Genomic DNA, 20,980 nt, shown 5'->3' with positions numbered 1-20,980 from the left:
GGTGCATAAGGGACGGTGTAAGCATCGGGTCATCCATGAGCAAAAGCCGTTAGATGACCACATTAGCTCCTACTGGTAAAGCGCTACGAAGCCCGTCGTAGAGCGGTTTTTCATGCGTTTTCCCTGGACCTGGTGAACCGTGTGCGGCACCTCTATCACGACTATGACTTGCCTGCCGGCCAGATTGGTTTCGAGCTCACCGAGAGCGTGCTGCTGGATAAGCAGCAGAAGGCCGTGGCGATCCTCGAGGGGCTGCGTGACCTGGGGTGCCGGCTGGCCATTGACGACTTCGGCACCGGTTACTCATCGCTGAGCTACCTGCAGGAGCTGCCTGTTACCACCATCAAGATCGATCGCAGCTTTATCCAGGGGCTGAGCGTGAGCCGCGGAAGTGCAGCCATCGTCGCCGGGGTCACCGGCATGGCCAAGGAGCTGGGGCTGAGGGTGGTGGCAGAAGGCGTCGAGACCCAGGAGCAGCTCGATGCGCTGTCGCGCTATCATGTCAATCTGATCCAGGGGTTCTTCACCGGCCGTCCGGTGCCGGCGGCTATCTTCGCCGAGCGCTACCTCACCCGCTCCGTGATGGCCTGAAGGCTTGGGGCTGATGGTGTGAGGGTGAGTCAGCCTCACACCATGGCCACGCTGTTTCGCCCCCGGGCCTTGGCCTGGTAGCTGGCGGCGTCGGCTCGAGCGATCACCGCCTCAACGCTCTTATCGTCGGCATGAAACTGGCTGACCCCGAGGCTCGCCGTTACCCGCCAGATACGGCCATCCTGCTCCACGCTCTGAGTGCCCACGCGCTCGCGCAGCGCCTCGGCGATGGCCGTGGCCTGGCCGATTCCGCAACCGTTGAGCAGCAGGGCAAACTCGTCTCCGCCCTGGCGTGCGGCGTGGTCACTCGAGCGCGTCACCTCGCGCATCGCCCCTGCCACGCGCTTGAGCATCTCGTCGCCCAGGGCATGGCCGCCCTGATCATTGACCGGTTTAAAGTGGTCGAGGTCGAACAGTACCAGCGCGGCCGGGGTGCCGGCCTTCTCCCAGTCGGCGAAGGCGTCCTCCAGGCGGCGTTCGAAGCCGCGACGGTTGAGCAGCCCGGTCAGCGGGTCGTGCTCGGCCTCCCAGCGGCGCAGGGCGTCGTCATGGCGGCGCTGGGTGATATCGCGCACCGCGCCAACCAGGCCGATGGCCTCTCTCGCCACTTCGACGGTGCTGGCGTGTACATCGAGCCAGCGCTCAGCGCCCTGCTCGTCCAGGTAGCGGAACTGGCGCTCGAAGTCGTGGTGCTGGGCCAGGCTTTCCCGCCAGGCTGCCATCACCGGCTCGCGGTCGTCGGGGTGTAGGTGGCCGACCAGGCGACTCACCGGAGCGGGCGGCCCGAGATGTACTAGCGACTCCAGGGCCGGATTGACGAAGGTGATGCGCCCCTCGGTGTCGGTGACAAACATCGCCTGGGGTGAGGCGGCCAGGATACCGCGCAGCACTGCCTCCTGCTCGTGGAGGTGCTGGAGGGAAGTGCGCCGCTCTCCCTCCACGGCGTTGAAGGTATCGATGATCTGGCGGAGCTCGCCCATGCGGGTGGTGATTGCCAGGCTATCACGTCGGCCGCGCTTCAGGTCTCGGATCTGATGCGCCAGGCGGGTCAGCGGGCGCAGGGTCAGCCACAGCAGCAGGGCGACCAGGGGCAGCAGCAGGCCCAGGGCCCAAAAGGCGCGGTTACCGACCTGCTCGATCACCCGGGCCAGCGGATTGTAGGCCTGCTCCAGCGGCAGGTAGACCCCCACCACCCAGCGCGCCGGCCAGACCTGACGATAGGCCTTTAGCGCCTCGCCGCCGTCGGGCATCGCGCCCTCGGCTTCGCCTTCCCAGCCGTCCAGCGCCCGGTCTAGCCAGGGCTTGGCCTCGCGATCTACCGTTGTGATGGCCCGGCGTTGGCGAGGCTGGTAGAGGCGCAGCCCCGAGGCGCTGGTAATGGTCACGACGCCATCGTCGCCCAGGCGCAGGTGGTCGAAGCCGTCGAAGAAGGGGCCCTCGGCGATGTCCACCAGTCCACCCAGGAAGCCGGTATAGCGACCACGCGCATCGCGCAACGGCACCAGCATCATCACCCGTGGCGAGCCGCTGACTCGGCCAACGAAGGGCTCGCTGATGTGCGGGCGTTGCACCGCGTGCATGAACCGAGCATATGGGCGGTCACCGACGTTCTGGCCCAGGCGGCCGGCATCGACTGGCCAGTCGTCGAGGATGCGGCTGTCGGTGTCCACGAGGATCAGACCGTCGAAGAGCTCCTCGAGATGGCCTACGCCTCGGCGGGCCAGGGCGCCCTCTGTCGGGGTGGGGATATGCCGGGCGAGGCGCTCCAGTGCGCCCAGCCGCTGGTTAACCTGCTGGGCGATATCGTTGCGGATCAGCTCCGCCTCGTAGCGCAGGTGCATACGGTTGGTCTCGTCCACCAGCAAGGTGCCGGACTGCCAGCCAAAGATCAGAAGCGTCAGGCAGAGTAGTGTCCACAGCATTGCCGCGCCCAGCAGCAGCCGGCCGCGCAGCGAGAGCAGCTGCCGGGCCAGCGCACCGGGCAGAAGACGAAGTGAGGGACGAAGAAGGCGGCGTAGCAGGCCGCCCGTGTGACCAGGGGAAGGGTTGACCATATGGACATGTTGCCAGGCTACAGGCGCCCCGCCAACGCGGCGGGGCGTTCGGGCACAGGTGTAGTCAGCGCTTGAGGTCGTCGAGGAAGCGGGTAATATCCAGTAGCTCTCCCGTGGCAGGTCCCTGGGAGGCGAGTGCCGGACGCGTCGACTGGCGGGCGCCATGGTGCGGGGCAGCCTGCGCCGGAGCATCCACAGCCGGCTCTCTCGGAGCCTCTCTTGCCACCGTAAGCCCCGTGGCAACCAGCGTCAGGTTTAGCTCGCCGCTCATCGCCATGTCGATGGCAGTACCGGCCATCACCATCGCCTCCTCGCTGGCGAACTCCGCCACTAGTGCGCCGATCTCGTTGAACTCCTCCAGGGTCAGGTCTGGTCCGGCGGTGATGCTGACCAGCACACCGGCAGCTTCGGCCAGGTCGGTGGCCTCAAGCAGGGGGTGCTCGATGGCCGCTACCACTGCCTCCCGGGCGCGATCTTCACCCTGACCATAGCCAGTGCCGATGCGTGCCCGGCCGGGATGACGCATTACCGCTGCCACGTCGGCGAAGTCCACGTTGATCAGCCCCGGGCGGGTGATCACCTCGGCGATACCCGAGACCGCTTGGCGCAGTATCTCGTTGACCTCGGCGAAGGCGCGCATCATCGATGCGTTGGGACCAAGCGTCGGCAGCAGCCGGTCGTTGGGCACCACCACCAGGGAATCCACCACCTCGGCAAGGGCCGCAATGGACTCCTCGGCCGCCTGGCGACGACGGGCGCCTTCGAAGGTGAAGGGGCGGGTGACTACCGCTACCGTGAGTAGCCCCATCTCTCTGGCCAGCGCGGCGATCACCGGCGCCGCACCACTGCCGGTACCGCCCCCCATGCCGACCATCAGGAACAGCATGTCGCCACCGGCCAGGCGTGCGCGCAGCACCTCGCTGCTCTCCTCGGCGGCGCGGGCTCCGATGGCCGGGTCACTGCCGGCGCCGAGCCCGCGGGTGGTCTGCTTGCCGATGGGCAGGGCCACCTCCTGGGGCAGGGCGCCCAGGGCCTGGCGGTCGGTGTTGGCGACGATGAAGTCCACGCCCGGCAAGTGGCTGTCGAGCAGGTAGCGGATGGCGTTACCACCGCCACCGCCCACGCCCATGACCTTGAGGCTGGCCGGGTATTCTTCCGGGGGTGTGACGTCGTCGTTCATGCGACTCCCTGCGTTGGTCATGAATTCTTCTACTGCCAAGGGTATCGGCGAGTTGGTGCTGGACTGAAGGGCAGGGAGGTTAAAGTCTCGTTCTGCGTGGCCGATAGAGCAGGCCATTGACCCTGGCGCATGGCACCCGCGCGCTGCTCCCATTCGCTCCACCCACGAGTGACCTCATGTTTTCATCCCTGCGTTTTCGTCTGCTCATCGCCACCGTGGCGGTGATCATCCTCGCCCTGGTGCTCAGTACCACCGCCAGCTACCTCACCGTGAAGTCGCACAACGACGACCAGGTGGCCGGCAACTTGGCCGCGGTGGCCAGCGGCAATGCCCAGGCCATCGGCCAGTGGCTCGAGGCCCGAACCACCATGCTCGAGGCGGTGCCGGCCCCCGGTCCCGGCGAGGACCCGTTGCCCGCGCTCAAGCAGCTGGCCGCCTCCGGCGACTTCCAGATGAGCTACCTGGCGCGTGCCGCCAATGGCGACACCACCTTCTCCAACGGCTTCGAGGCGCCGGCGGACTTCGACCCCCGCGAGCGCCCCTGGTATCGCGCCGCAGTGGAAACCGGCGAGCCCATCGTCACGTTGCCGTATGTTGATGTAGCTACTAACGAGCTGGTGGTGACCCTGGCCGCTCCTGTCGAGCGAAATGGCCGGCTGTTTGGCGTGGTAGGTGGCGACGTCGGCATCGGCACCATCGTCGAGACGGTGGGTGCCATCGCCCCCACCCCGGCCAGCTTCGCCTTTCTGGCCGCCGCCGATGGCACCCTGATCGCCCACCCCGATCCCGAACTGGCGCTGGAGCCGGTTGCCCGCCTGGGTGCCGCACTCGACGGTGCGGGCCTGGCCGAGCTTGTCGCCGCCGAGGCGCCTCTGGCAGTGACCCTCGGCGAGCAGGCCGTGCGGCTCTTCGCCGAGGGCATCCCCGCTACCGACTGGCAGCTGGTGGTGGCCCTGGACGACCAAGAAGCCACCGCCGGCCTGCGCGGCGTTCTCTCGAGTTCGCTGGTCACCCTGCTGGTAGTGGCGCTGGGGGCAGTGCTGCTGCTCGGCGCGTTGCTGCGATTCGCCTTCCGGCGCTTGCTGGCCGCCCGCGACGCCATGGCCGATATCGCCAGCGGCCACGCCGACCTTACCCGCCGCCTGCCCGAGGCGGGGCGTGACGAGGTGGCCCAGATCGCCGCCGCCTTCAACCGCTTCGTCTCGCGCATGGAGGGGGTGATGCGCACCATCCGCGACAGCAGCCAGCAGGTGCGACTGGCCGCCGGCGAGATCACCCACGGCAACCAGGATCTCTCGCGGCGCACAGAGAGCGCAGCCGCCAGCCTGCAGGAGTCCTCCGCCTCCATCGAGCAGATCAGCAGCACCGTGGGCCACACCGCCGACTCCGCCCGCGAGGCCAACGGCCTCTCCCAGTCCGCCGCCGAGGTGGCAGGCCGGAGCGGCGAGGAGATGCAGCAGGTGGTCGCCACCATGGAGGAGATCCGTGACGCCTCCGGGCAGATCGCCGCCATCGTCAAGGTGATGGACGGCATCGCCTTCCAGACTAACCTGCTGGCGCTCAACGCCTCGGTGGAGGCCGCCCGGGCCGGCGAGGCGGGCCGCGGCTTCGCGGTGGTGGCCGGCGAGGTCCGTCAGCTTGCCACCCGCAGCGCCGATGCCTCCCGCGAGATCCGTGCGCTGATCGACCGCTCCGAGGAGAAGGTAGCGGGCGGCACCGATCTGGTGCGCCAGGCCGGCGACACCCTGCAGGCGCTGGTGGAGGGGGTGGCACGCGTCGCCCAGGTGCTCGGCGAGATCAGCGCCGCCACCGGCGAGCAGAGCGACGGCATCGGCCAGGTCAACCTGGCGGTGGCCGACCTCGACCGGGTGACCCAGCAGAACGCCGCCCTGGTGGAGGAGTCCACCGTCGCCGCCGAGCAGCTCAAGGAGCAGGCCGACTTGCTGGCCGAGGCGGTGGGCAGCTTTACCCTGAGCTCGCAGGGCGAGGGTGGCGAGAGGGGTGTCGAGAGTGTGGCGCCTGGCGAGCCGAGCAAGGCCGGCCGGCATGCCATGCCGCAGCCGGCTTGATAATACTCGGCCCTCGCGGCTTTCGCGGTTCACGCGCTTCTCCTGTAGGCCGGATAAGCCGAAGGCGCATCCGGCGGAGCCGGCAGGACAGGCACTACAGGCACTACAGGCACTACAGGCTCTCCGCCCCGTCGGTGAGCCGGTCCACCGAGGCGGTGACGTTGCGTGCCCCACCCTGGATCCCGCCGACGATATTCTCGACGAGAGGCTGGTATTAGTTTGGCCGGTAAAATGACAGCGTGTGGCCGCTAAGTGGCCGGTAATGGGATTTTTGGCCATTAATTGGCCAATAACAAGCTTCCTTGGGCTATAATGGCCGGTAATTGGTCGGTAATACGGATCAGCCATAAGGAGGCGCCATGACCCAGCATGTTGCTAGACGGCAGATCGTTCTCGATCACTTGGCCACAAGGCGCGATTGGCTTTCCCTGGCAGAGATCCTCGCAGGCCAGGACATTGACCTTGCGCCCCGCACACTGCGGCGCTGGCTCAAGGAGTGGGTGGAACAGGGCGTCATTGAAAGCCGCGGCGGGCCGCGTAACCGTCAGTATCGCGCGCTAGCGGTCGGCGGCCAGCCAGACCCGACGGGTTCGCCAGTACCCGCGCCAAGCCCCCAGGAACCGCTAAGCGAGCAGGGGCGTGCTGCCTTGAGGCGCCTCGATGAGCCTCTCTTCCAGCGTCCGGCAAGCACCTACCGTGATGAATGGCTCGAGGCCTATCTTCCCAACCAGAGTTACTACCTGAGCGAGTCTCAGCGTGACGTGCTGGCCTCCAGCGGTAGCCACTTCTCGGGCGCCATGCCGGCGGGCACCTTCGCCAAGCGGATCTACAACCGCCTGTTGGTTGACCTCTCCTATAATTCCTCGCGGCTGGAAGGGAATACCTATTCGCTGGCGGAAACGGAGCGGCTGCTGCTCGAGGGGGTCGCCGCCACCGACAAGCTGGATGCCGAGCAGGCGATGATCCTCAACCACCGGGATGCGATCCATTTCCTTGTTGAAGGGATTAATCGGCTGGAGATCTCGGTCAGCAATATTCAGTCGCTTCATTATCTGCTCGCGGATGGCCTGGTGGCACCCGGCATGGCGGGTGAGCTGCGCGATGAAGCGGTGAGGATCGGCGGCTCTCGCTATCTGCCCCTGGAGCGTCGCCACCAGCTGCTGCCGCGTCTGGAGCGGCTGGTCGAGAAGGCCCTGGCCATCCACGAACCCTTCGAGCAGAGCTTTTTCCTGCTGGTCCATCTTTCCTACCTGCAGCCCTTTGTTGATGTGAACAAGCGAACGGCGCGCCTGGCGGCCAACCTTCCTCTGGTACGCCACAACCTGGTGCCGCTCTCCTTCCATGATGTCGAGCCTGGCGATTACCACGCGGCGATACTGGTGGCCTATGAGTTCAACGAGGTTTCCCCTCTGGCCGAACTCTATGTCTGGACCTATCTGCGTTCCTGCCGCGATTATGATGTGGCGGCCGATGCGGTCGGCTTCGATCCCTTGCGTGTCGCCTATCGTCGCTCCCGCCGACAGTTTATCGCCGAGATCGTCGCCGAGCTGCTGACGGGCGGCGCCATGGAAGAGCGCATTCGGGAGCGCAGCCAGGCGATCCCCGAAGAGCACCGTGAGCATTTCCTGCGCCACCTCCATGAGGACCTGAACGCCCTGGCGCCGCACCGTATCGCCGGCATGGGCATCTCGCAGCGACAGCTGGAAGCCTGGCTTGCCAGGAGGGAGACGGGAAGATCCTGATGGCGCGGTTTAGGGGTGCCCAGGGAACCCTCGCCTAGCGCGCAATATGCGGCGGCGAGGAGTGCCAGCCAGCGTTGGCGTTGGGGCAGGCAGGGTGATATCGGCCTCCCCGCCGGCACTACAGGCTCTCCGCTCCGCCGGTGAGGCGATCCACCGAGGCGGTGACGTTACGGGCGCCGAGCTGGATCTCGCTGACGATGTTCTCGATCTCCGTCACATAGCCCTGGATCTGCTCGCTCTTGGCCACCGCCGAGCGCATCTGGTCGCTGGCCTGGGCCACCATGGCGTCGTTGGTGTCGAGCAGGCCGCCGATCTGGCGCACCGCCTCGCCCGAGCGGTGGGCGAGCTGTCGTACCTCGCCGGCCACCACCGCGAAGCCGCGGCCATGCTCGCCGGCATGGGCCGCCTCGATGGTGGCGTTGAGCGACAGCAGGTTGGTCTGCTCGGCGATGCGCGCGATCTCCTCGGTGATGCCGTTGATCTGCTGGGCCTGCACCACCAGCCGCTGGACGATCTCGCGGGCCTGACCCATCTCCTCCACCGAGGCCACGCACTCCTGCACCACGTCGGCCAGGCGCGCCATGCCGTTGCTGGCGATCTGCTCGGTCTCGGTGGAGGTCTCCTGGGCCGCCAGCACCGCGGCGCGGGTCGCCTCGGCGGCCTGCACGTCGCGGGTCACGTCCGCGGCGAACTTCACCACGCTCACCACTCGCCCGCCGGCATCCATCACCGGGTTGTAGCTGGCCTCGAGCCACAGCGGCTCGCCCGTGGCGGTGACTCGTTCGAACTTGCCGCGTCTGAACTCTCCCTGGGCCAGTCGTTGCCAGAATTCCGGGTTTTCACGGTAGAAGGCCTCGCGGCAGAACAGGCGGTGGTGGCGCCCCTGCACCTCCTCCAGGGTGTAGCCGGTGGCGGCCAGGAAGTTGTCGTTGGCGGTCAGGATCTCGCCCTCCGGGGTGAACTCGATCACCGCCATGGAACGCCCCAGCGCCTCGACCATGGCCGCCTGGGAAAGCATCGCCTTGTGCTTCTCGGTGATGTCATTGGCGATCTTGATCACATGGGTGACGCGTTTGCCGGCGCGGTCGGTCAACGGCAGGTAGGTCGCCTCGATCCACACCTCCCGGCCTTCCTTGCCGATCCGCCGGAAGGTGCCGGCGCGATGCTCGCCCCGGGCCAGTGCCGCCCAGAACTCACGATATGCCTCGCTCTGCGCCTCCTCCGTCGAACAGAACAGGCGGTGGTGCTGGCCGATCACCTCGGCCTCCCGGTAGCCCACCGCCGCCAGGAACAGCGGGCTCGCCTCGGTGATGATCCCCTCGGGCGTGAAAGTCACCGTCGCTGTGTGCTGGTGCAGGGCCGCCTCGATGGGGCGCCGGCTTCGCTGCGTCGCGGAACGTGACGCAGGTAGCGGCGAGGGGAGCAGGGAGATCAGAGAGCTAAGCATGGACGGCGACCCTTGTAGTGTAATGTTCTTGTACAGCATTGACGCAAGCTTAGCCTTGCCTTCATTTTTGTACAAGAACTGTATCGCTATAGGCCTGACTACAAGAATTGCCAGTCGCGGCTGTCTCGAGTCGCCGTTCCAGCCTCAGCGCTTCAGCTCCTGGGCGCGTCGGTAGAGCTGGCGCACCCGAGCCACGGCGGTGGCCTCATGCTCGTCCAGCGGCAGGGTATGGAGGCTCTCGCCGTCGCTTCCGCGTCGCTCCGCCTCCACCGCCTCGGCGTGGCGGCGCAGCAGGTGCTCCAGGTTCATGCGGATCATGGTGCGCTCCAGCTCGAACTCCGCCTTGAAGGTCTTCAGTTGGTGACGAACCTCGGCATCGGTGGTCATCATCAGACGGGCGGAGAGGGTGTCGGAGACGACACGCTCGGTTGTCTTGAGCTTGGGCACCAGATCGTAAAGCAGCTCATGGGCGGTGATGGTCTCGGTGCTGGGCAAGGCGAGCTCCTTGGTTGCGGGGCGGGGGAAAGGTCGAACCCTCTATCGGCCAGCGGCCCCTCGCCTTGAGGCGGGCAGAATCGGTGTTAAAGTTCCAATGCGGGCCGCCGATGCCCAAGGCAAGACACCCATTCACCGGCCAAAGGCAGTGCGTCATGGCTAGCATCTCCTCGCTCGGTATCGGTTCCGGGCTCGATCTCAACGGCCTGCTCGGCCAGCTTCAGGAGGCCGAGCGGGCCAAGCTCGAGCCCATCCAGCAGCAGGTTCAGGAGCAACAGGTCCGGATCTCCGCCTACGGCGAGCTGCAAAGCTCGCTCTCCTCGTTCCAGGAGGCGGCCGGCGAGCTCGGCGATCCCACCCTGTTCCAGGGGCGTAATGCCCAGGTGACCGGCGATGCCTTCCAGGCCGCGGCTGACAGCGATGCTGCCCTCGGCGAGTACAGCGTCACGGTCAACGACCTGGCCAGCGCCGGGAGCCTCGCCACCCAGCGGGTGACGGACCCCGCCACCGAGATCAGCAGCGGTGCCAAAAACCTCGATCTCACCTTCGCGGATGCCTCCCTCGATACCACGGTGACGATTGCCGCCGACAGCACGCTTGAGGACATCCGCGATGCCGTGAACAGCGATGCCGAAGCCGCGGTGAATGCCTCCATCATCCATGACGGCGAGGGGTACCGCCTGGCGCTGATGTCCAAGGAGACCGGTGAGCAGGCCGCCATCACCAGTACCAACTTCTCCGCCGTGGCCGATCAGGTCACCCCGACCGATGCCACCATCACCCAGGATGGGCAGGACGCCAGCCTGGACGTGAATGGCATCGCCATCACTAGCACCACCAACCAGGTGGAGGACGCCATCCAGGGGGTGACCTTGGACCTGCAGCAGCAGGGCAGCGGCACCCTCGGCGTGGCCCGCGACGACGCGTCGATCCGCGAGGCGGTGACCGGCTTCGTGGAGAGCTACAACGCGCTCAAGGACACCACCGGGCGCCTCACCGCCTTCAACGGGGCGGATAGCGGGGCCGGCGCGCTGATCGGCGACAGCGCCGTGCGCAGCATCGAGTCGCGCCTGCGCAGCGACATGGCCGCCGGGGCGACCGTGGAGGGCGAGCCGCGCTTGCTCAGCGACATGGGGCTCTCGATGAGCGTAGAGGGCACCCTGGAGCTCGACCAGGAGCGCTTCGACGCCGCGCTGGCCGAGGATCCCGCCGCGGTGGAAGCCTACTTCGCCGGCGATGAGGCATCGCCCGGCCTGGCGGGGCGCCTGAACGAGACCGTCGAGCAGCAGCTGGACCCGAACGGGGTGCTCGAGCGCTCCATCGGCGGTGCCGAAACCCGTATTGACGGCCTCAATGGCCGCCTCGAACGCACCGAGCAGCGTATCGAGCAGACCATCGATCGCTACCGCACCCAGTTCAGCAACCTGGACAGCATGATCTCGCAGATGAACCAGACCAGCAGCTACCTCAACCAGCAGCTGAGCGGCCTGAGCGGTGGCGGCGGCGGTGGTGGCGGGATGATGTAACCGCTCCCGCGCCGGTCGGCCTTGCGCCGCCTGGCCGGGCACCCGCCGCCATGGGCTAAAGATATCGACGAAGGGGCCGATACTCTTCGGGTACGCCCACGGTGGGCGCTGATACAGGGTGACGTTCCATGGCAAGCATCTCATCTCTTGGTGTCGGTTCCGGGCTCGACCTCGGCGGCCTGCTGGATCAGCTGCGCTCGGCCGAGCGCCAGAAGCTGCAGCCCATTACCGCTCAGAAGAACGAGGAGCAGGCGAGGATCTCGGCCTATGGTCGCCTGCAATCCAGCCTGGACAAGGTGCAGGAGGCGGTGGCCACGCTCAACGATGCGGCGCTCTACAGCAGCCTGACCACCAGCGTGCAGGGGGAGGGTCTGATCGCCACGGCCGATGACCAGGCCAGCGCCGGGCGCTACGAGGTGGAGGTCACGCAGACCGCCCGTGCCGGCACCCTGGCGAGCCAGGGGGTGGCCAGCAGCAGCGATGCCCTGGTCGGAGCCGGCGGCGGCAGCGTGACCCTCGCGATCGGCGGTCAGGCGCTTGACCCCATTACCCTTGCCGAAGGCGATTCCCTCACCGATATTCGCGATGCCATCAACGCCCAGGAAGATAGCGGCGTACGCGCCTCGATCATCAACGACGGCAGTGCAGCGGGCTATCGCCTGGCGCTCACCTCGACCGAAACCGGCGAGGCCGCCAGCATTAGCGGCATGACATTCGATAACGTCGGCTTGACGGAGGATGCAGGCAGTCAGGTCGATGGACGCAATGCCTCGCTGGAGATCAACGGTATCGCCATCACCAGCGCCTCCAACACCGTGGAGGGGGCCATCCAGGGCATCACCCTGGAGCTGGACAGCGCCGCCGAGGGCAAGACGCTCGCCGTGGTGGTGGAGCAGGATGACGAATCGCTGAAGGAGGCCGTGCAGGGGTTCGTCTCCGCCTACAACGAGATGAAATCCACCGTGGGGCGCATGACCAATGTGACCGGCGATGCCGACACCGCCGGCGAGCTGGTAGGCGACCGTGCCGTACGCACCATCGAGTCGCGCCTCAGCCGCGACCTTACCGAAAGCGTGGCCGGCGGCGCGCTGGAGATCATGTCTCAGGTGGGCATCCAGCTGAACGAGAAGGGGCGCCTGGAGCTGGACGAGGACAAGCTGGACACGGTGATCGCGGAGAGCCCCCAGGCACTCGCCGAGTTCTTCGCCGGCGCCGATGAGGCGGGCGGCATGGCGGGGCGCCTGGATCAGACCCTGGGCCAGATCCTTGGTAACGAGGGCCTGATCCAGAGCTCGGTGAACAGCGCCGAGACCCGCGTCAGCAGCCTTGATAACCGCTACGAACGCATGGAGACCAGCATCGAGCGCACCGTGGAGCGTTATCGACGGCAGTTCAGCCAGCTGGACGGCATGCTGGCCCAAATGAACTCGACCAGCGCCTACCTGGGGCAGCAACTCAGCATGATCAGCTCGCAGATGTCGCAGGGGCAGTCGTAACCTCCGCTGCTGTCGTCTTCACTTCCCCCTCACCCACGGGCCCGGCATTGCCGGGCCCGTGGCGCTTCGGGCCGGCTGGCCGCTCCATGCCTCTCGCCAAGCCGTGCATTCAGACCAGGCGGCGCCTGGCCAGCAAGATTGTTTCCCTCGGCCCCTAAAGCTCGCCGCCAAGTGGCCGTTATAGAGGGTAACGGCCAACGGCGCCGTTGCGGCAGGCCCCCAAAGCCACGACGGGGGTTGCCAATGGAGCCCTCAACTGATTGGAAGGAACATCACCATGTCCGTGATCAATACCAATATCACCGCCCTGATCGGCCAGAACAACCTGAACAAGTCGCAGTCCAGCCTGCAGACCTCCATGGAGCGCCTCTCCTCCGGCCTGCGAATCAACAGCGCCAAGGATGATGCCGCTGGTCAGGCCATCGCCAACAAGATGACCGCCCAGATTACCGGCATGAACCAGGCGAGCCGTAACGCCAACGACGGGATTTCTCTGGTGCAGACCATGGAAGGCGGCCTGAATCAGATCAACGATAACCTGCAGCGTATTCGTGAGCTGGCAGTTCAGGGTGCGAACGACACCAATACGAAAGAAGATCGCGCCGCGATCGAGACCGAGATTGACCAGCGCATCGCGGAGATCGACCGTGTTGCTGCTAGTAATAACTTCAACGGCACCAAATTGTTGAGTGGCAGTGGTACTCTGAATATTCAGGTCGGTGCGGGCACGACAGCGGCAGAAGATGTCATTACGGTTAGTACTATTGACGCGTCATCTGCCAGTACAGGGCTTAACGTTAGTGGTGCAGCTGATGCATTGACTTCAGGTGGAACCCACACACAATACCAGGCTCTTATTGACTCCGTTGATGCCGCTGTTACACAGCTTGATACCAACCGCGCGACTTTGGGCGCCACGCTGAACCGGTTTGATTCAGTAGTTGATAATCTGGCGACTACATCGACCAACCTCACTGAAGCTCGGTCAAGAATTGAAGATGCTGATTACGCTCAAGAGGTTTCGAATATGACGCGAGCCAATATTTTGCAGCAGGCGGGTACCTCCATGCTGGCGCAGGCCAACCAGCAGCCGCAGTCGGTGCTGTCACTGCTGGGCTAATTTTAAGCTACTGAAGCATGTCAACGGCACCGTTGCGGAAGGCCCCGAAACTAATGCGGGGCTTCCCAATGGAGCCCTCACCTGAAAGTAAGGAATGACATCATGTCCGTGATCAATACCAATATCACCGCCTTGATTGGCCAGAACAATCTGAACAAGTCCCAGTCCAGCCTGCAGACGTCCATGGAGCGTCTCTCCTCTGGTCTGCGTATCAATAGCGCAAAGGATGATGCCGCCGGCCAGGCCATCGCTAACAAGATGACGGCCCAGATTACCGGCATGAACCAGGCAAGTCGCAACGCCAACGACGGTATCTCCATGGTGCAGACCATGGAAGGCGGCCTGGATCAGATCAATGATAACCTGCAGCGTATCCGTGAACTAGCGGTGCAGGGTGCGAATGATACCAACACTACCGAAGACCGTGCTGCCATTGAAACTGAAATCAACGAGCGTTTAGCTGAAATCGATCGTGTGGCAGAAAGTAATAACTTTAACGGGACTAACCTGCTGAATAATAGTGGCTCACTGAGTATTCAAGTGGGTGCCAAGACTGAAGACTCGGATGTCATCACTGTAGATACATTTGACGCAACTGTAAGTGGTGGTCTTGGTCTTGTTAGCGGGTCGAGTGGCTCTCTTGTCGCTTCAGGTGGTTCAGTAACATTTAGTGGTTCTGGAACCTCTGGCGCAGCTACGCATGGCGACTTCCAGAAGCTTATTGATACTGTGGATGCCGCAACAGAGACTCTCGACACCAATCGCGCCACCTTGGGTGCTACCCTCAATCGGTTTGACTCTGTGATCGATAATTTGGCCACAACCTCTACAAACTTGACTGAAGCAAGGTCGAGGATCGAGGATGCCGATTACGCTCAGGAAGTGTCGAATATGACACGCGCCAATATTCTACAGCAGGCGGGCACCTCCATGCTGGCGCAGGCTAACCAGCAGCCGCAATCGGTGCTGTCGCTGCTGGGTTAAGGAAAGGGCTGGCCTCCCGATTGAAGGGGCAGTAAGTAACGACGGGGCCGAGAGGCCCCGTTTTTAATAGGGTGTCGAGGATTTTGATAGCATGGCATGTTCAATTTGTGGCTCTGGATCGCATACCGCTAAAAACTGCCCAAAGCCTAAGCGTTGTTCGAACTGTGGGCGTATTGGCCATAATATCCAAACATGCCCTGAAGCACGTCGCTGTAGCGTATGTGGGAGCTATCAGCATGATAGGCGCACCTGTCCGGATCGGTAGGTGATGTTATTGTAATGGATGATTATCGTGATCGGGGCGGAAATGCAGTGTATTTCAGTGCTTCTTCAGGTGGTTGGGACAGTTATGATTACATTGTTCTCATTTTATGGTTTGAAGATCAAAACAGACTCCACGGTGTACACCGAAGGTACGCCGAAGTCGAATGTGCATGTTGATGAGGTGTGGTTTAAGATTGCTAGAATAGGACTGGTTTTATTGGTCTTGGGCATGATTTCTTCACTGCTTTAAGGGGGGCGCTGCTTTATTTGGATTAGGCGTGGGCAAGCAGGCCGCACACCGGGTAATTAATCCGGTAGGTCGTGGCGATGGCTCTGGCCTTTTCAGAGGCGAGAGGCTCATAAGCCACGTCGAAGAGCCTGAAAAAGCGCCTAAAGGCGTTGGGATTCATGCCTTTGCGGCAAGGGAAAAGGCGATAGGCTAGGGCATATTGCCATTCCTACGTGTGAGCTGCTCCATGGCCAAGAAATCCTCTACTCCTCAACAGCGCAAGCCCCGCCTGCTCTGGGCCAATCCCTTCTGCCTGATGGATACCTCCAGCGGCGCCAGCATGACCGTGCGCCAGATGCTGCTGCAGCTGGTGGCACAGGGCTACGAGGTGCAGGTGCTGGGCGCCACCGTGTTCGACGACCCCAAGGGCATGGGCAGGCTCAAGGCGCAGTATCCTGACCTCTCCGCCTACCAGCACCAGTTGATCGAAGCCGAGGATGGCCCGCTTACCCACCAGCTGGTGGTGAGTCTCAGCCACAACCGCAACCATTTCACCACCCATGAAGAGGGGCTCTGGTACAGCCAGTACCTCTACCTTCTGGAAAGCTTCAAGCCCGATGTGGTGTGGTTCTATGGCGGCCAGACGCTGGATATGCTGATCGCTGACGAGGCCCGCGATCGCGGCATTCCGGTCGCCTTCTATCTGGCCAACGGCAACTACAAGTCGACCCGCTGGTGTCGTGACGTGGACCTGGTGCTCACCGACAGCCAGGCCACCGCGGAGATGTATCGCAAGGAAGCGGGCTTCGCGGCCAGGCCGGTAGGGAAGTTCATCGATCCCGGCCACTTCGTGGCCGAGCAGCATGAACGCAAGCGCCTGCTGTTCGTGAACCCCTCCTGGCAGAAGGGGGCCAGTGTGTTCGTGCAGTTGGCCGAGAAGCTGGAGCGGGAACGTCCCGAGATCGAGCTCGAGGTGGTGGAGGCAAGGGCGGACTGGGCGGCGGTGCTGCGGCAGACCACGCAACGCCTGGGCAAGCGCCGCACCGAGCTGAGCAACGTGGTGGTCACCCCCAACACCAGTGACATGCGTGGCCCCTACCGCCGTGCGCGCCTGCTGGTGGCCCCCAGCCTGTGGTGGGAAAGCTCGGGCCGCGTGCTGGCCGAGGCCATGCTCAACGGGATCCCCGCGCTGATCACCAAGCGTGGCGGGATGCCGGAGATGATCGATGATGCCGGCATCGCCTTCGACCTGCCCGAGGCGTGCTACGAAGAACCCTACCAGCAGCTGCTGAGCGAGGAAGAGCTGCAGCCGCTGTATGACGCCGTGGTGGCCTTCTACGATGACGAGGCCCTTTACCAGGAATACGTGCAGCGCGCCTGGCGAGTGGGCGAGGCGAAGCATCATATCGACCGTGCCACCGAGCGCCTGCTGGCCGCGTTGACGCCGCTGGTGCGACTGCGCGCCGGCAACAAGGACTTTTCCATTACCCAGCGGAAGCGGCACCGCCAGCGCCTGGCCAGCCGCGCGACCAAGCCGGACTTCAAGGTCGATACGTCTCTGCAGCACCTGCTGCGAGGCCCGCAGGAGGGAGCCGCCAACGCGTCGCCGACCGGCCTGTGGCTGACCGATGAATTTACCTGGCAGCTGACCTCGAAGGTCATCGTGCTCGATAACCGCGCCAAGCTGATCAAGCGCGGGCTGGCCGACCCCATGGCCGCCACCCAGGCGTTCGGCATCGTCGCCTTCGACCCCGCCAGTGAGGTCAAGAACGTCGAGCGTTACGAGGGAAGCGAGCATATCCAGGTGTTCCAGCATGCCCTGCTCGGCGATGGGCAGCCGACCACCCTCAATGCTTGTGTGGCCCCGGAGCTGACCGGCACCCTCAAGCCGCTGCCGGCGGAACAGCTGCCGGAGAGGCACCGCCTGGGCGCCCAACCCATCGCCGAGCTGCCCATCAATACCGTCGCGCTGGACAGCATCGATGGTCTGGACAGCCTAGATTGGCTGATTCTCGACGAGCTCAGCGACGCCATGGCGGTGCTCGAGCACGGCAAGCGGTGGCTGAACGACACCTTGCTGATCCAGGCCCGGGTGGCCTTCCAGCCCACCCATGAACGCCAGCCGAGCTTCGCCGAGTACCAGCACTGGGCAAGTCGCAACGGCTTCCGTTTCTACCGTTTCCACGATGCCCACCATCACAGCCACCTGCCGGAAATGCTGGATGGGCAGGAGAAGTGCGCCACCGATCAGGAAAGCGCCGATGTGCTATTCCTGCCAAGCCATGAGCGAATGGCCACGCTGAATGATGAAAGTAAATTAAAGCTGGCATTTATATTGAGTACATGTTTTTTTGCACATGATATTTCTTATGAAATGTTGGCCGATGTCGACCAAGGTTTGGCCTTGGAGTTTCTGGAGGCGAGCGGTATTCTGCCAGCTCGCCCACAAGAGGTTAAAGACGTTGTAGAGTTTATCTCCGATCAAAATAATGAGAAATGCAATCCTCTTGGTGAGCGACAGGTCAAGAAAATAAATAACCCTGGTATTTATGTAGATAAAATACAGAGGGTAATTGATAGTAACGGATTGGCAAAAGTTGTCCAGGTTGGTGCGAACGACGGGTGTATAAATGACCCGATTTATGATGTTGTCATGAAAAACAAGGAGAGAACTGAGGTTCTTCTCATTGAGCCGCAAGCCAATGTTATTCCCTATTTGAGAAATAATTACTCAAGGCATCCGGCAGCGCGCGTTGCCAATTATGCTGTTGGCCCAGATTCAAAGCTGTATCTTTATAGAATAAAGCCAAGCTTTTATAAAAAATTCAAGAAAAGATACCTTCTGGATTCGCCTAGTTATCGCGTACCCAGTGGTTTTTCTTCGTTCAATAAAGAACATGTGCTAAAGCATGCGAAAGGTAATCTTCCTGCGGGGACGAAGCTTGAGAGTGCCATAGAGCGACTGGAGGTTCCTTGTAGGGGGTTGCTTGATATATTAGAAGATGTCTCTTGGGGCTGCCGAGAAATAGATGTTCTCCAAGTCGATGCTGAAGGTATGGACGATGTTGTAATATATTCCTGTGATATTGATGTTACACGACCTAAGTTGATTAACTTTGAAAGAACTCACTTGTCACAAGACGCATATATGGAGTTGTGTCACCACCTTTTCAAAAAAGGGTATGAGGTGGTCGAATATGGCCCCTCAGATTCTCTTGCCATCCTCAATAATGTAAAGCCTGGTGATAACGAGATGGAGCGTGCTGCTGCTGATGTGCAGGGCAATCGCACGTCGAGATTGGTTCGCAATTGAATCATAAAGGATGATTCGATATAGCTGGGGCATTTGATCGGAGGATGCAATGCCCCGGACTGCTGTGCCGATCCTGAATATCTTCGCCAGCGTTACCGATCCGCGTCATCCCAGCAAGGTGCAGCATCCCTTGCCCGACTTGCTCACCGTTGCCGTCTGCGGGGTCCTTGCGGAGTCTGTCAACATAGTTGGCATATAAAATGGTTCTGGCTCTTTAAAACCCTGCTGCCTGTGGCACCGGATCCCGCTCGGGATTCAGGTGCACTATCTCTGGCAGGCTGAGTTTCCGGATGTCACCCGACCAGCGCTCCGGGTGACGTTGCTTCGCCGCCTCGAAGACCTCCCGGCGCTGCGCCAGGATGCCTTTGGCCTCGCCGTTATGACGCTGGCTCGGCGTGATGTAGCGAAGGGCGCTGTGCCGATGCTCGTGGTTATACCACTCGGTGAATTGCTGGACCCACTCCTGAGCCTCAGTCAGGGTGGCGAACCCGTCGATGGGGAAGCCCGGCCGGTACTTCAGCGTCTTGAAGGCCGACTCGGCGAAGGCGTTGTCGTTGCTGACCCTTGGTCGGCTGTACGACGGGGTGATGCCCAGGTCGTAGAGCTTCTCCAGGAAGGTCGCCGCCTTCATCGGGCTGCCGTTATCTGAGTGCAGAATCAAAGGCTTGTGACGATCGGTGAGGTGCTCGCGCCAGCAGGCCTTCTGGATCAGCTCGGCGGCCAGCTCGCCGGTCTCGGTTTCATAGACCTCGTGCCCAACGATCTTGCGGCTGAAGACGTCCATGATCAGGTACAGGTACCACCAGGTACCGCGTGCAGGGCCCGGTAACCAGCTGATATCCCAGCACCAAAGCCGGTTTGGTGCCGTGGCCTGGTGCGTGGTCGGCGGTCGCTTGCGCTGTGGGGCCTGCTGTCGGCCCCGGTGGTGTTGCTGGTCATATTCATGAAGCACTCGGTACATCGTCGACTCAGAAGCCAGGTAGCGGCCCTTGTCCGCCTGGTCGGCCACGATGAAGGCCGGCGGGCGGCTCCGATACTCCGGGGCGTTGCACAGCACCACAATCGCCTCTCGTTCCTCGGGCGACAGCTTGTTGGCCGGTTCTGGGCGGTCGGCGTCGGGGCGGCGATCCGCCGTCACTTCGCCTTCCGCGACCCAGCGGTAATAGGTTCGCACATTGATGCCCATCACCTGACAGGCCTTGGCCAGCCGAGCACCGTCACGCTGGGCGTCTTGCACCAGAGTCACGATACGCTGGCGATCCGGGAGGCTGGTCAGTCGTCCTCGTCGTTGGTCGTGCCCCAGATCGCCTCGGCCTTTTTTGACAGGGCCAACAGCGCCGCCGTCTCGGCCAGGGCCTTGTCCTTGCGGTGTAGCTCGCGCTCCAGCTTACGGAGCCGCTTCTGCTCCGCCTTACGCGCCTGGCGAAGCTGCTTGGCCTGCGCTGCCGCATCGTCGTTGGCGTTCATGCAGGCATCCCGCCAGGCCTCCACCTGCTCGGGATAGAGCCCGCGCTCGCGGCAGTAGGCGCTGACTTCAGCCTCGTTCATCGGAGCTGTCTCCAGGACGATCTGGAACTTCTCCTGGCTAGTCCACTGATCTGGCTGGGTAGAACGTGATGGCAAAACCTGTCCTCGTGCTCTGGCCTGTTTCCGCCAATTGTAGAGGGTTGTCGCGGTGATGCCTTCCTGCTCGGCCAGTTCCGGGATGGTCATGCTCATGGGCGGTGCCATCTTCTTGAGGATGGCTTCCTTACGTTCTGCGGGGTAACGCACGTTGATCACCTCTCAATCCGTTTGGGTGACAACTACGTTGACGCATAGGGCTTGTGGGCGCCGACACCTTTGAAGAGATCGAACTCTGGGCCAAGGAGAAGCTCCCCTGGCTCCGCCAGTACCTCGCTTTGCCAAATGGGGTCCCGTCGCATGATACCTTCGCCCGGCTCTTCGGCCTGATGGATCCACACGAATTTGAAGCTGCTTTCCGCCGCTGGGTAGAAGACGTCTTGCCCAGCGTCTCGCCACAGGTCGTTGCGCTAGATGGCAAGACCAGCCGACGGTCGGCCAAGGCCTGCGAGGCACCCTTGCACCTCGTCAGCGCTTTTGCCGCTGATGCGCACGTCAGTAACCGGTCATTCCAAGGCGTGCCGGTTTTCGCTTGCCTTATACGTCACGTAGTGGCTGGATCAGCGCTACCGCGACCTTCCACTGCCGGCGATCTTCCGACTGCACGAGAACGGTCTTGCGGTTGATCTTGATGACGCGACCGAACACCTGACCTTCGCGGCTCTCGAAGGAGACGGCCTGTCCCAGGGTCAGGCGGCTCAACACCTCCATCTCCTGACGGGCCTGGAGTTCGTCGATACGGCGGCAGATAAGCTCGTTGAGCGCCAGGAGCTGGTCGAGGCTCATGTCGTCGATACGCATGGGGAACCGGATCTCGTGCATCGGGAAAGGTGCCACCTTGCCCGAT

Annotated in this window: 15 protein-coding genes and 1 pseudogene; 10 read left to right on the top strand and 6 right to left on the bottom strand. The window is 63.0% G+C overall.

Features of this window, described 5'->3' with window-relative positions; all coding sequences use genetic code 11:
- The first annotated feature begins 132 nt into the window (after nucleotides 1–132).
- The gene (locus tag LWH48_RS03285; protein ID WP_332875604.1) at nucleotides 133–591 is read left to right on the top strand and encodes an EAL domain-containing protein; all 459 of its coding nucleotides are present in this window, start codon (nucleotides 133–135) and stop codon (nucleotides 589–591) included.
- A 35-nt stretch (nucleotides 592–626) separates the two neighbouring features.
- Here the strand turns inward: LWH48_RS03285 and LWH48_RS03280 are convergent, their stop codons facing one another.
- On the bottom strand, nucleotides 627–2,645 hold the full coding sequence (locus LWH48_RS03280; RefSeq protein ID WP_232911252.1) for a sensor domain-containing diguanylate cyclase: 2,019 nt from the start codon (nucleotides 2,643–2,645) through the stop codon (nucleotides 627–629).
- Nucleotides 2,646–2,709: 64 nt separating this feature from the next.
- Complete coding sequence (gene ftsZ / locus LWH48_RS03275) at nucleotides 2,710–3,825, bottom strand: cell division protein FtsZ (RefSeq protein WP_232911251.1); 1,116 nt, start codon at nucleotides 3,823–3,825, stop codon at nucleotides 2,710–2,712.
- 176 nt (nucleotides 3,826–4,001) lie between these two features.
- Between ftsZ and LWH48_RS03270 the strand changes: the two genes are divergently transcribed.
- Nucleotides 4,002–5,894 (top strand): methyl-accepting chemotaxis protein, encoded by a 1,893-nt coding sequence (locus LWH48_RS03270; RefSeq protein WP_232911250.1) that lies wholly within the window; start codon nucleotides 4,002–4,004, stop codon nucleotides 5,892–5,894.
- A gap of 647 nt (nucleotides 5,895–6,541) precedes the next feature.
- A complete protein-coding gene (locus LWH48_RS03265) occupies nucleotides 6,542–7,636 on the top strand; it encodes a Fic family protein (RefSeq protein ID WP_232911249.1) in 1,095 nt (364 codons plus the stop codon).
- 118 nt (nucleotides 7,637–7,754) lie between these two features.
- Here LWH48_RS03265 and LWH48_RS03260 read toward each other — a convergent pair whose 3' ends face one another.
- Together LWH48_RS03260 and LWH48_RS03255 are read right to left on the bottom strand one after the other, a co-directional pair.
- Nucleotides 7,755–9,083, bottom strand: a complete 1,329-nt coding sequence (locus LWH48_RS03260) for a methyl-accepting chemotaxis protein (protein WP_232911248.1) — start codon at nucleotides 9,081–9,083, stop codon at nucleotides 7,755–7,757.
- A gap of 144 nt (nucleotides 9,084–9,227) precedes the next feature.
- Entirely contained in the window at nucleotides 9,228–9,578 is a 351-nt protein-coding gene (locus LWH48_RS03255) for a hypothetical protein (protein WP_232911247.1), read from the bottom strand.
- Nucleotides 9,579–9,733: 155 nt separating this feature from the next.
- On the opposite strand from LWH48_RS03255, the gene fliD (LWH48_RS03250) reads away from it, so the two are divergent.
- The 6 genes from fliD (LWH48_RS03250) to LWH48_RS03225 all read left to right on the top strand — a co-directional run bounded on the left by fliD (LWH48_RS03250) (nucleotide 9,734) and on the right by LWH48_RS03225 (nucleotide 18,709).
- The gene (gene fliD / locus LWH48_RS03250; protein WP_232911246.1) at nucleotides 9,734–11,104 is read left to right on the top strand and encodes a flagellar filament capping protein FliD; all 1,371 of its coding nucleotides are present in this window, start codon (nucleotides 9,734–9,736) and stop codon (nucleotides 11,102–11,104) included.
- 128 nt (nucleotides 11,105–11,232) lie between these two features.
- Nucleotides 11,233–12,600 carry a flagellar filament capping protein FliD gene (gene fliD, locus LWH48_RS03245; RefSeq protein ID WP_232911245.1) on the top strand — a complete coding sequence of 456 codons (1,368 nt, stop codon included), beginning with the start codon at nucleotides 11,233–11,235 and terminating at the stop codon, nucleotides 12,598–12,600.
- A gap of 277 nt (nucleotides 12,601–12,877) precedes the next feature.
- A complete protein-coding gene (locus LWH48_RS03240) occupies nucleotides 12,878–13,720 on the top strand; it encodes a flagellin N-terminal helical domain-containing protein (RefSeq protein WP_232911244.1) in 843 nt (280 codons plus the stop codon).
- A 102-nt stretch (nucleotides 13,721–13,822) separates the two neighbouring features.
- Complete coding sequence (locus LWH48_RS03235; protein ID WP_269816064.1) at nucleotides 13,823–14,704, top strand: flagellin N-terminal helical domain-containing protein; 882 nt, start codon at nucleotides 13,823–13,825, stop codon at nucleotides 14,702–14,704.
- Between the two features lie 740 nt (nucleotides 14,705–15,444).
- Nucleotides 15,445–18,510 carry a glycosyltransferase gene (locus LWH48_RS03230; RefSeq protein ID WP_232911243.1) on the top strand — a complete coding sequence of 1,022 codons (3,066 nt, stop codon included), beginning with the start codon at nucleotides 15,445–15,447 and terminating at the stop codon, nucleotides 18,508–18,510.
- Nucleotides 18,511–18,559: 49 nt separating this feature from the next.
- Nucleotides 18,560–18,709 carry a transposase family protein gene (locus tag LWH48_RS03225; RefSeq protein WP_232911242.1) on the top strand — a complete coding sequence of 50 codons (150 nt, stop codon included), beginning with the start codon at nucleotides 18,560–18,562 and terminating at the stop codon, nucleotides 18,707–18,709.
- 15 nt (nucleotides 18,710–18,724) lie between these two features.
- On the opposite strand, the gene LWH48_RS03220 is transcribed toward LWH48_RS03225, so the two are convergent.
- Nucleotides 18,725–20,241 (bottom strand): IS3 family transposase gene (locus LWH48_RS03220; protein WP_232911258.1). Its coding sequence is split into 2 segments (ribosomal slippage): nucleotides 18,725–19,804 and nucleotides 19,807–20,241, totalling 1,515 coding nucleotides; the frame shifts between segments, so codons are not numbered across the junction.
- A gap of 92 nt (nucleotides 20,242–20,333) precedes the next feature.
- Here LWH48_RS03220 and LWH48_RS03215 point away from each other — a divergent pair.
- Nucleotides 20,334–20,624: pseudogene (locus tag LWH48_RS03215) on the top strand (ISAs1 family transposase); the annotation flags it as partial.
- A 46-nt stretch (nucleotides 20,625–20,670) separates the two neighbouring features.
- Here LWH48_RS03215 and LWH48_RS03210 read toward each other — a convergent pair.
- Entirely contained in the window at nucleotides 20,671–20,934 is a 264-nt protein-coding gene (locus tag LWH48_RS03210) for a transposase (protein ID WP_232911241.1), read from the bottom strand.
- Nucleotides 20,935–20,980: the final 46 nt, after the last annotated feature.

The organism is Halomonas sp. G15 (assembly GCF_021282295.1).
Classification (GTDB): Bacteria; Pseudomonadota; Gammaproteobacteria; order Pseudomonadales; family Halomonadaceae; genus Halomonas; species Halomonas alimentaria.
Note: the sequence above shows the minus strand (reverse complement) of the source record. Positions and strands in the feature narration are given on the sequence as shown.